This is a genomic window from Bifidobacterium sp. LH_424 (assembly GCF_056356895.1).
In genome coordinates this window covers 728801-739976 of sequence record NZ_JBKEVC010000001.1, presented here as the reverse complement: position 1 = coordinate 739976, position 11176 = coordinate 728801, and the positions used below count along the sequence as shown (strand labels likewise).

Sequence of the window (11176 nt, the reverse complement as noted above, 5' to 3'; positions counted from 1 at the left end):
CGGCCCGGCCATGGAAAAGCTCTGATTCCGTAGCAGACGGGCGGGCGACAGTCAAGACTTGTGTTCCATGGGATCATCTGCGCATAATGCCAGACGTTCCGGCAAACGGGACAGCAGCATAGGAAGAGAGAACCATGAAGAACAAGCTCATCGCATCCGTCCCGTCCATCGTCATCGGTGCCTTGACCGCCATCGCGCCGCAAACCTTCGCCCACGCCTGCACGGGTCACGGCGCGTTCGGCGCCTGCCACTGGTCGCAGCAGGCCGCCACCGGCATCGGCGTCGTGATCCTCGTTCTCGGCGTCATCGCTTTGTTCTCCGGACCGAAGACCCGCATGGGCCTCAACATCGCCGTCATCGCCGACTGTCTGCTGCTGCTCGCCGTGCCCACGATCCTCATCGGCGTCTGCCCGGGCGCGATGATGCACTGCCGCATGGTCATGCTGCCGACACTCATCGTGCTCGGCGTGCTCGGCATCGCCTTCGCGGCGGCCGGCGCATGGCTCGACTCCCGCACCCGCGCGTGACGACGCGACACGGCGACGCCATGGACACGCACGTCACGCTCCGCGACCTTCCCCTCGCGAACCTCGCACGCAAACCCCTGCGCACGACGGCGCTGCTCGCCGTCGTCACCGTACTCGCCGTCGCCCTGTTCGGCGGAACCATGCTCGGCATGAACCTCGGCAACGGCATGCGCAGCATGGAACGCCGGCTCGGCGCCGACCTCATGGTCGTGCCGCAGAACAGCGCGAACCAGGCCGAGGCGCTGCTCATCGGATCGAACTCCAGCACGTTCTACTTCACCCGCGACATCGCGCGCAAGGTCGAACGCGCCGACGGCATCGCACAGGCCACCGAACAGACCTACATCTCGTCGCTCGCCGCCGCATGCTGCGAGGAGAAGCTCCAGATCATCGGCTACGATCCCGCCACCGACTTCGTCATCGCGCCATGGGTGGCCTCCCAGTTCCAAAGCGAGTTGGAGGACGGGCAGATGGTCGCCGGGGCGAACGTCAACGTCTCCACGGACGGCACCATCGAACTCTACGGACGCAGCTGGCCGGTCGTCGCCCAACTCGCGAACACCGGCACCGGACTCGACAACTCCGTGTTCATCAACCAGCGCACCGTGCCCGACATGGTCGAGGCGTCCGCCGCGGTCTCCAAGCGCGTCATGCCCGAGGAATACGCGGGCAAGGCCGTCTCCACTGTGATGATCAAGGTGAAGGACGGCTACGATCCGCAGACCGTCGCCGCGAACATCAAACGGCTCGACACGCGGTTCGCCGATCTCGGCTACGTGTATCCGGGAGGCGTGACCGCGACGACGAAGACCGCGCTGGACGCGCTGACCGGCTATATGGCGGCGTTCGTCGCCGCGTTGTGGGCGATGGGCGTCATCGTCCTGCTCGCCGTGTTCGCGGCCAGCGCCAATGAGCGCAAACGCGAATTCGCGTCGCTGCGCATCATGGGCGCCACACGCGGCATGGTCAACGGCGTCATCGCGAAGGAGGCCGCCGTCATCGGAGCGGCCGGCGGTGTGATCGGCGTCGCCTTGGGGGCTCTAGGCATCCTGCCGTTCAGCGCGCTCATCGGCAGCAGACTCCAACTGCCGTACCTGCAGGCCGGGCCCTGGACGGTCATCGGCCTCGCCCTGCTCGCCGTCGCCTGCTCCACGGCGGTGGGCGTCGTCTCGTCGTTCGCCGTCATGGGCAGGATCTCCCGCGGCGACGCCGACATCATCCTCAAGGAGGGACGCTGACATGACGGCCGAAACGGAGAAGCGAGACCCGGGCGCGACCCCGCTGCTGCGCATCGACGACCTGACCCGGACCTTCACGCGCCGTGGCAAGCCGTTCGACGCAGTGAGCCATGTGAGTCTCGACCTGGACGCGGGCGGATTCGTCGCCATCGTCGGGCGTTCCGGCAACGGCAAGAGCACGCTCATCAACATGGTCGCCGGACTCGTGCGGCCCACCGGCGGATCCGTCGAGGTGGACGGCGCGCGCGTCGCCGACCTCGACGACCGCGGGCTGTCGCTCCTGCGCAACCGGACCATCGGATTCGTCACGCAGGAGCAGACGCTGCTCGGCAACCTGCCCGTGCTCGATAACGTGATCCTGCCCGCCACCTTCTTCCCGGACGGGAAAGCCGGGTCGGAGCCGTCCGGGGAACGGGGCGACGGGGAAGGGGAGGGCCGCGATCCGCTCGTCGACCGCGCGATGCGGCTGCTGGAACGGCTCGGCGTCGACGATCTCGCGGGATGCCTGCCGCGCGAACTGTCCGGCGGCGAGATGCGCCGCGTGTCGATCGCCCGCGCCCTCATCAACGATCCGAAGCTCATCATCGCCGACGAGCCGACCGGCGACCTCGATGCGGACAGCACCACGACGGTCATGCGTCTGCTGCGCGAGCGCGCGGATTCCGGCGTCGGAGTGCTCATGGTCACGCATGACGCGGACGCGATTGGCTACGCCGACACGGTGTACCGGATGGACGCCGGAACGTTGTCCCGGGCATAGGTGTAGATTAGTCGATTGGTGTCTGCCGCAAGGCGGACGTCATCTGGAGTCTTAGCCCGTCAACGGGTCGGCAGCCGGAATCGTCAGAATCCGAATGATACGGCCGCTCGTGAGCAATCACGATGAAGCGTTGGAGAGGCCCGACTCAGCGCGGGGCGCCGCACAGGCGCATCGCGTTCCGTTCAGATAACGACAGAAAGAGAACAAACCAAAATGACGAACGTTCAGCGTTCCCGCCGTCAGGTGCGCCTGTCCCGCGCCCTCGGCATCGCCCTGACCCCGAAGGCTCAGCGCATCTTCGAGAAGCGCCCGTACGCTCCGGGTGAGCACGGCCGCACCCGCCGCCGCACCGAGTCCGATTACGCGGTGCGTCTGCGCGAGAAGCAGCGTCTGCGCGCCCAGTACGGCGTGTCCGAGAAGCAGCTGCGCGCCTCCTACGAGAAGGCCACCCGCACCGCCGGCCAGACCGGCAACGCCATGCTGGCCGATCTCGAGGTCCGCCTCGACAACCTGGTCCTGCGTGCCGGCTTCGCCCGCACCACCGCCCAGGCCCGCCAGTTCGTGACCCACCGCCACATCCTCGTGGACGGCAACATCGTGAACCGCCCGTCCTACCGCGTCAAGCCGGGCCAGACCATCCAGGTCAAGGCCAAGAGCCAGACGATGGTCCCGTTCCAGATCGCCGCCGAAGGCGTCCACCGCGACGTCCTGCCCGCGGTCCCGGGCTACCTCGATGTGAACCTGGCCTCCCTCAAGGCCACCCTGACCCGCAAGCCGGAGGCCGAAGAGGTGCCGGTGCAGGTCAACATCCAGTACGTGGTCGAATTCTACGCCCGCTGATCCGGGCCCACTTCTGTATCCACATACAGTCAAGGACATACCGCCGAAACCCCGCGCCTCCCGGAAGGGACGCGGGGTTTCCGCGTTCCCGGGACCCCGGCGTGGCGGCCGTGGCGTCCGCCGGCCCCGGCCGGAGCCTTCGCGCCGCTTCCCGTTGTAGAGTGGTGCCATGATTCTCCACCTGCATCTCGTCCGCCACGGACAGACCACGTTCAACAAGTACAACCGCCTCCAGGGCTGGTGCAACGCCCCCCTGACCGAATCCGGACTCGCCGACGCCGACAAGGCCGGACACAAGCTCGAAGACCTCGACTTCGCCGCCGCCTACTGTTCGGACACCTCCCGCGGCGAGATCACCGCGAAACGAATCCTCGACATCAACGAGGCCGCCGGGCACCGCCGCCCCGAGCTCGTCGCCGACATGCACTTCCGCGAGCAGTGCTACGGCTACTTCGAAGGACAGGACATGTCGCTCGCATGGACCGCTGCCGGCGGCCCCCACGGCGCGAAGAACTACAACGACATCGTCGCGAGGTTCGGGCTCGCCGCCACCCGCGATTTCCTCAAGGAAGCCGATCCGTTTCACGATGCGGAATCCGACGAGGAATACTGGAAGCGCGTCGAAGGGGCGTTCGCGCTCATCGCCTCGAACCCCGATCTCAAGGACGGTGACCACGTGCTCCAGATCTCGCACGGCAACACGCTGCTGAGCCTCGGGCACCGCTTCGGCGGCCCCGATCTCGACCTGAGCGAGCGTCCCGCGAACGGGTCCGTCACGCTCGTCGACTTCGATACGGACAAGCCGTTCGCCGAGGCGATCGCCATCGTGTCGTATGGCAAGTGATAGTCTTGTGCGGGTAACTGTGTACTAGGAGGCAATATGGGAGTTGGAGAGATCGCCGGTCTCGTCGCCGCGATAGCGTTCGCCGTGCTCGCCGGGTTCATGATCTATCCGCTGATCCGTCTGGGCAAGCTGTTCGACCAGATCGCCGACACCGTGCGCGAATCGGGCGAGCACGCCATCCCGGCGCTCGACGAGGGCGTCACCACCGTCAAGCAGGTCAACAAGTCGCTGGAGGACGTCAACAAGATCTCCGCCGCCGCCTCGACGACCGCGAACAACGTGGGCGCGCTCACCGACCTGTACGGCTCGTTCCTCGGCAAGCCGGTCATCAAGGTCGCCTCCGCGGCGTACGCCCTCAAGTCCACCGCGCAGTCCTTCCTCGTCCGCCAGTCCGCCGGGCGCCCCGACGACCAGGCCAAGGGGGAGTGATGTTCAAACGCATCTTCTGGGTCGGCCTCGGCTTCTCGCTCGGAGTCATCGCCGTCACCAAGGCCCAGGCCTACGTCAAGGCCAACACCCCGGACACGGCGCGGCAGTTCCTGCTCGGCCCCGATCAGGACCATGTCGGGATGAAGACGCTCGAAGGGCTCGTCAACGAGTTCAACGCCACGCGCCGAGCCCGCGAGGCTGAGCTCAACAAGCAGTACATCGGCGAAGACCGCTGAGACGGTCCCGCGTCGTGTGCCGCCCGCGCCGTACGGGCGGCACACGCATGATGTAGGACGGTTACGGCGACGATACGTTCCCATAGGGCCCCATGCCCGCACAAACACACAACAAGGAGTTCCATCCGCTTATGCGCACCTCAGAAATCGCGAAGCGCTACCTCGACTATTTCGCGGCGCACGACCACATGGTCGTCCCTTCGGCGTCGCTGATCTCACCGAACCCGACCACGCTGTTCACCATCGCCGGCATGGTCCCGTTCATCCCGTACCTCATGGGCGAGCAGACCCCGCCCCACAAGCGCATGGCCTCCAACCAGAAGTGCGTGCGCACCCTCGACATCGACGAGGTCGGCAAGACCACGCGCCACGGCACGTTCTTCCAGATGATCGGCAACTTCTCCTTCGGCGACTACTTCAAGGAGGAGGCCATCCACTACGCGTGGGAGCTGCTCACCTCCCCGCAGGACAAGGGCGGCTACGGCTTCGACCCGGAGAAGCTGTGGATGACCACGTTCACCGACGACGAGGAGGCCCGCTCCATGTGGGTCAACGAGGGCGTCGACCCCGAGCACATCCAGAAGATGGGCATGGAGGACAACTTCTGGACCACCGGCGGCCCCGGCCCCGGCGGCCCCTGCTCCGAGATCTACGTGGACCGCGGCCCCGCCTTCGGCAAGGAGGGCGGCCCGATTGCCGACGAGAACCGCTACATCGAGATCTGGGACCTCGTGTTCGAGAACTACGAGGTCGACAACGTCAAGTCCAAGACCGACCTGCACATCGTCGGCGAGCTCGAGAACAAGAACATCGACACCGGTGCTGGTCTTGAGCGCCTCGCCTACCTGCTGCAGGGCAAGAACAACATCTACGAGACCGACGAGGTCTTCCCCGTCATCGAGGCCGCCGAGCGCCTCTCCGGCCGCAAGTACGGCGAGGACGAGGCGATGGACGTCAAGTTCCGCGTCGTGGCCGACCACGTGCGCTCCGCGCTCATGATCATGTCCGACGGCGTGCGCCCGTCCAACAACGGCCGCGGCTACGTGCTGCGCCGCCTGCTGCGCCGCACCATCGAGGCCATGCGTGTGCTCGGCGTCGAGAACGAGGTGCTGCCCACCCTGTTCCCGACCTCCAAGGCCGCCATGGAGCCCAGCTACCCGGAGCTCGACAAGACCTTCCACGAGGTGAGCGAATCCGCGTACGGCGAGGAGGACGCCTTCCGCCGCACCCTCACCTCCGGCATCGAGATCCTCGACGTCGCCGTGAAGAAGGCGAAGAAGGACTCCGCCGACGGCAGGTCCGAGGCCGTCGTCTCCGGCGACGACGCGTTCAAGCTGCACGACACCTACGGCTTCCCGATCGAGCTCACGCTCGAGATGGCCGCCGACCAGGGCGTGAAGGTCGACGAGGCCAAGTTCCGCGAGCTCATGGCGGAGCAGAAGGGCCGCGCCCGCGCCGACGCGTTGAAGAAGCGCCACAACGTGGACCTGTCCGTCTACGACGACTTCAAGAAGACGCTCGTCAAGCCGATCGACTTCCTCGGCTACACCGACATGTCCGCCCGCGCCACCGTGCTCGGCATCATGCAGGAGGGCAAGGGCTCCGTGCCCGCTGTCACCGGACCGGCCAACATCGAGGTCGTGCTCGACCGCACCCCGTTCTACGCGGAGGCCGGCGGCCAGCTCGCCGACCAGGGCGAGATCCTGTCCGACGACGGCGCCGTGCTCGAGGTCGATGACGTGCAGAAGCCGATCAAGGACCTCATCGTCCACCAGTGCCGCCTGACCGAGGGCACGCTGGTCGTCGGCACTCAGGTGAACGCCAGCATCGACCTGGCCCGCCGCGGCGCCATCGCCCGTTCGCACACCGCCACGCACATGGTGCACAAGGCGCTGCGCGAGGAGCTCGGCCCGCAGGCCACCCAGCGCGGCTCCGAGGACGCCCCGAACCGTCTGCGTTTCGACTTCCAGTGGTCCAAGGCTCCGACCAAGCAGGTGATGAGCGCCGTCGAGGAGCGCGTCAACGACCGTCTGCGCGACAACCTCGTCGTCACCACCAAGGAGATGAAGTTCGACGACGCCATCGCGCTCGGCGCGATGCACCTGTTCGGCGAGAAGTACGGCGACATCGTGCGCGTCGTGTCCATCGGCGAGGACGGCTGGAGCCGCGAACTGTGCGGCGGCACCCACGTCGACCACGTCGGCAAGATCGGCGCCATCAACATCATGTCCGAATCCTCCATCGGTTCCGGCGTGCGTCGCGTCGACGCCGTGGTGGGCGCCGGTGCCTACGAGTTCAACGCCCGCGAGCACGCGCTCGTCTCCCAGCTGAGCGACAAGCTCAACGCCCGTCCGGACGAGCTCGCCGAGCGCGTCAACGCGCTGCTCGCCAAGCTCAAGGAATCCGACCGCCGTCTGGCCTCCATGTACGAGAGCCAGCTCGCCGCGGCCGTCCCGGAGCTCGTGAAGAACGCACAGGCCTCCCAGGCCCCCGTCAAGGTCGCCGCGAAGAACGTCGGCCACTTCGGCTCGTTCGACGCGCTGCGCAAGACCGTGCTCGACGTGCGTTCCCGCCTCGGCGAGGAGTCGCCGGTCGTCGTGGCCCTCGCCGGCGTGAGCGCCGACGACAAGCCGATGGTCGCCGTCGCCACGAACGAGGCGGCGCGCAAGCTCGGCATCAAGGCGGGCGATCTCGTGCGCGGCGCCTCCAAGGTCCTCGGCGGCGGTGGCGGCGGCAAGCCGGACTTCGCCCAGGGCGGCGGCGCCGACGCGTCGAAGATCGACGACGCGATCTCCGCTCTCGAACACGAGGCGCTGAAGGGCTGAGCCGTTTGACCTGGCTTGGTATCGATCTGGGTGACGCCCGGGTCGGACTCGCGTTGTCCGACCCGGAGCTCACCCTCGCACACCCCATCGGCAACATCCAGGCGTACGGTGATTCATTCCGTGCGCTCGACGATGTGATCTACGTCATCGAGGACGAACAGGTCGACCACGTCGTCGTCGGGTTGCCCCTGCTGCTCAACGGCGATGAAGGAAAAAGCGCCAAAAAGGCGCGTCGTTGGGCCGCCAATCTCGTCAAACGCATCGAGCGTATGATCGCCGACGGCGACATACACCTCGATGCGACACCTGACGTAGAATTGCTGGACGAGCGTCTGACCACGGTGAGCGCGCATCGTCAGCTGCATGAGGCGAACATCGCCGGTCGGAGGCACCGCCCGGTGGTGGACCAACAATCCGCCGTCGTGATCCTGCAATCCGCGTTGGATCGCAAAGAGCGATAGGGAGAAGTGATGTCCGAAAGCTTCAACGATTTCTTCGAGGAGAACGCGCAGAAGGTCTCAGGCAATTCCGCCGCGCCGGCGGCCGAACCGCCCAGGCCTCCGAAATCCCGCAAGGAGATGCGCAGGCATCGTCGCAAGGGACGGCAGAAGAAGGTGATCGTCCTCGTCTCCGTCCTCGTCGTGCTCGCGCTCATCGGCGTCGGCTGCTTCTTCGGCTACCGGCGCATCGCCGCGATCCGCGCGGTCAACGCGTACAACGAGAGCATCTCCCAGGAGTTCAAAGGCAAGGCGTACGGCACCGTCTACTTCACCATCGAACAAGGGCAGGATTCGCTGACCGTCGGCAAGAACCTCGTCAAGGCGAAGATCGTCAAATCCGCCGAGACGTTCGCGGCCACGGTGTCCGCCAATTCGGCGACGCTCTACCCGGGCACGTACGAGATGCAGTACCACATGCAGTCGGCCGACGCGGTCGAGATCCTCTCCGACCAGACGAAGGCCACCGGCTTCCTCGACGTGAAGTCCGGCGAACGCGTGTCCGACGTGATCGCGAACGCCGCCCAGCTGAGCGGCATCGACGAGTCCGAGTTCAAGTCCGTCGTCGACGGCGGTGGCAGCGGCATCCTGCCCGCCGAGGCGAAGGGCAAGTTCGAGGGTTGGTTCGAGCCGGGCCAGTACGACGTGAAGTCGAAGAAGTCCGCCTCCGACATCCTCAAGATGATGGTCGACAGGCGCATCGCCAAGCTCGACGATCTCGGCGTGCCGACCGGCGACGAGCGTGAGCGCATCCTCAACATCGCCTCCATCGCCGAGGCCGAGGTGAACTCGAAGGAGTACTACGGCAAGGTGACGCGCGTCATCCTCAACCGTCTGGACAAGAACATGACCCTCGGCATGGATTCGACCGTCGCCTACGGCAACAACGTGAAGTCCGCCGACATCACGCAGGCCATGCTCGACGACTCCTCGAACGCGTACAACACGCGCATCAGGAAGGGGCTGCCGCCCACGCCGATCTCCAATCCGGGCGACGACGCGATCGACGCCGCGCTCCACCCGGAGAACGGCGACTGGCTGTACTTCGTGACCGTCGACCTCCAGAGCGGCGAGACCAAGTTCACCGACAACGAGGACGAATTCGACAAGTTCGTGCAGGAGTACAAGAGCAACAACGCCGACGCGAACTGATACGCAACGCGATCGGAACCATGTGGGCTCCTTCCCGGGAAACGGGGAGGAGCCCACATCCGTATCAGGCCAGCACGGCGACGACGGCGGCCATCACAATCACCGGAACGAACGGGGCCTTGTCCGCATAGGGGGTCCCGCGCTGGGGGTCGAGACGCGTCCACGCGGCGACGAACACCAGACCCAGCACACCCATCGCGAGCCACCAGACGGCCACATGGACCAGTCCGTACGCGCCGACGGCGAGCCCCGACGGCAGCATCGCCGTCACGTCGCCGAGCCCCAGCGCCCCCGGTTTCGCCAGGGCGAGCAGCAGCTGGACGCCCGCGCACAGGGCCGTGAACAGCAGCGCCTGCAGCACGGTGAAGAAATCATTGGCCATCGCCGCCCACACGAGATCCGCGGCGAGCTGCAACCCGCATCCGGCAGCCACCCATGCGCGCGGCACGCGCCGCCGGCGCACGTCCTCGACGGCGAGGGCGATGCCGCAAATGAGACCGGGCAGACAATACAGGTATGGCATGCCTTAACATTAACCCCTAGTTGCAAAACGCGAGAGCCGCCCACGCCGCGGCCACGGGCCATGTCCCGACCGGCGGCGAGGCGGCGTACGACCATGGAGGAGCGAGAGAGTATGTTGCGTTGGCAGACGGCGGGGGAGTCGCATGGCGAGGCGTTGGTCGCGATGATCGAGGGGCTGCCCGCGGGGGTGTCCGTCACCAGCCAGGACGTGGTGGACGCGCTGGCGCGCCGCCGACTCGGCTATGGCCGCGGCGCGCGCATGAAGTTCGAGCAGGACAAGGTGAGGCTGCTGACCGGAGTGCGTCACGGCTCCACGCTCGGCGGCCCGATCGCCGTCGAGATCGCCAACACCGAATGGCCGAAGTGGACCGAGGTGATGAGCGCCGACCCGCTCGACCATGAGATTCCGCGCGAGGGCCGCAACGCGCCGCTGAGCCGTCCGCGCCCCGGCCATGCCGACCTGACCGGCATGCGCAAGTACGGTTTCGACGACGCCCGTCCGGTGCTCGAACGCTCCAGCGCGCGCGAGACCGCCTCGCGCGTCGCGCTCGGTTCGATCGCGGCGCAGTTCCTGGAGCAGGCGTTCGGCATCCGCACCGTCGCCCACGTGATCTCCATCGGCGGGGCCGGCGTCGAGGACGCCGACGACGCCGCGCTGCCCACCCCGGACGACGTCGCCGCGCTCGACGCCTCCCCGGTGCGCACGCTCGACAAGGCCGCGGAGCAGCGCATGATCGAACGCATCGACGAGATCAAGGCGAACGCCGACACGGTCGGCGGCGTCATCGAGGTCATCGCCTACGGTGTGCCCGCGGGCATCGGCACCTACGTGGAATCCGACCGTCGTCTCGACGCCGCCCTCGCCTCCGCCGTCATGGGCATCCAGGCCATCAAGGGCGTCGAGATCGGCGACGGCTTCCTCGAGGCCGTGCGCCCCGGCTCCGCCGCGCATGACGAGATGGTGCCCGGCGAGGACGGACGCATCACCCGTCTCACCAACCGCGCCGGCGGCATCGAAGGCGGCATGTCCAACGGACAGCCGATTCGCGTGCGCGCCGCCATGAAGCCGATCCCGTCCATCCCGCGCGCCCTGCGCACCGTGGACGTCGCCAACGGCGAGGCGGCGCAGGCCATCAACCAGCGTTCCGACTCGACCGCCGTGCCCGCCGCATCGGTCGTCGCTGAGGCCATGGTGCGTCTCACGCTCGCCAAGTACGCGCTGGAGAAGTTCGGCGGCGACAGCGTCGCCGAAACGCGCCGCAACTGCGAGAACTACCTCGCCTCCTGGCCGGAGCACATGAGGTGA

12 protein-coding genes are annotated in these 11176 nt (G+C 66.9%); 11 read left to right on the top strand and 1 reads right to left on the bottom strand.

Annotated features, from left to right (window positions below):
- The first annotated feature begins 134 nt into the window (after nucleotides 1-134).
- From AC1AYP_RS03195 to mltG, 10 genes are all read left to right on the top strand, one after another.
- Complete coding sequence (locus tag AC1AYP_RS03195; protein ID WP_476532269.1) at nucleotides 135-527, top strand: DUF4418 family protein; 393 nt, start codon at nucleotides 135-137, stop codon at nucleotides 525-527.
- Nucleotides 528-547: 20 nt separating this feature from the next.
- Nucleotides 548-1765, top strand: a complete 1218-nt coding sequence (locus tag AC1AYP_RS03190) for an ABC transporter permease (protein WP_476546739.1) — start codon at nucleotides 548-550, stop codon at nucleotides 1763-1765.
- A gap of 1 nt (nucleotide 1766) precedes the next feature.
- A complete protein-coding gene (locus AC1AYP_RS03185) occupies nucleotides 1767-2525 on the top strand; it encodes an ABC transporter ATP-binding protein (RefSeq protein ID WP_476546706.1) in 759 nt (252 codons plus the stop codon).
- Nucleotides 2526-2738: 213 nt separating this feature from the next.
- A complete protein-coding gene (gene rpsD / locus AC1AYP_RS03180) occupies nucleotides 2739-3365 on the top strand; it encodes a 30S ribosomal protein S4 (protein WP_101623104.1) in 627 nt (208 codons plus the stop codon).
- A gap of 169 nt (nucleotides 3366-3534) precedes the next feature.
- On the top strand, nucleotides 3535-4209 hold the full coding sequence (locus AC1AYP_RS03175; protein WP_476546705.1) for a histidine phosphatase family protein: 675 nt from the start codon (nucleotides 3535-3537) through the stop codon (nucleotides 4207-4209).
- Between the two features lie 36 nt (nucleotides 4210-4245).
- Entirely contained in the window at nucleotides 4246-4638 is a 393-nt protein-coding gene (locus tag AC1AYP_RS03170) for a DUF948 domain-containing protein (protein ID WP_476501592.1), read from the top strand.
- Entirely contained in the window at nucleotides 4638-4874 is a 237-nt protein-coding gene (locus AC1AYP_RS03165) for a hypothetical protein (RefSeq protein WP_476501593.1), read from the top strand. The genes AC1AYP_RS03170 and AC1AYP_RS03165 overlap by 1 nt, the downstream gene beginning before the upstream one ends.
- A 131-nt stretch (nucleotides 4875-5005) precedes the next feature.
- Entirely contained in the window at nucleotides 5006-7699 is a 2694-nt protein-coding gene (alaS, locus tag AC1AYP_RS03160; RefSeq protein WP_476532267.1) for an alanine--tRNA ligase, read from the top strand.
- Between the two features lie 5 nt (nucleotides 7700-7704).
- Nucleotides 7705-8160, top strand: coding sequence for a Holliday junction resolvase RuvX (gene ruvX / locus AC1AYP_RS03155; protein ID WP_476501595.1), 456 nt, complete (start codon nucleotides 7705-7707; stop codon nucleotides 8158-8160).
- A gap of 9 nt (nucleotides 8161-8169) precedes the next feature.
- Entirely contained in the window at nucleotides 8170-9348 is a 1179-nt protein-coding gene (mltG, locus tag AC1AYP_RS03150) for an endolytic transglycosylase MltG (protein WP_476501596.1), read from the top strand.
- Nucleotides 9349-9412: 64 nt separating this feature from the next.
- On the opposite strand, the gene AC1AYP_RS03145 is transcribed toward mltG, so the two are convergent.
- Nucleotides 9413-9871 (bottom strand): prepilin peptidase, encoded by a 459-nt coding sequence (locus tag AC1AYP_RS03145; protein ID WP_476546704.1) that lies wholly within the window; start codon nucleotides 9869-9871, stop codon nucleotides 9413-9415.
- A 111-nt stretch (nucleotides 9872-9982) separates the two neighbouring features.
- Here AC1AYP_RS03145 and aroC point away from each other — a divergent pair, with 111 nt between their 5' ends.
- On the top strand, nucleotides 9983-11176 hold the full coding sequence (gene aroC, locus AC1AYP_RS03140; protein ID WP_476546703.1) for a chorismate synthase: 1194 nt from the start codon (nucleotides 9983-9985) through the stop codon (nucleotides 11174-11176).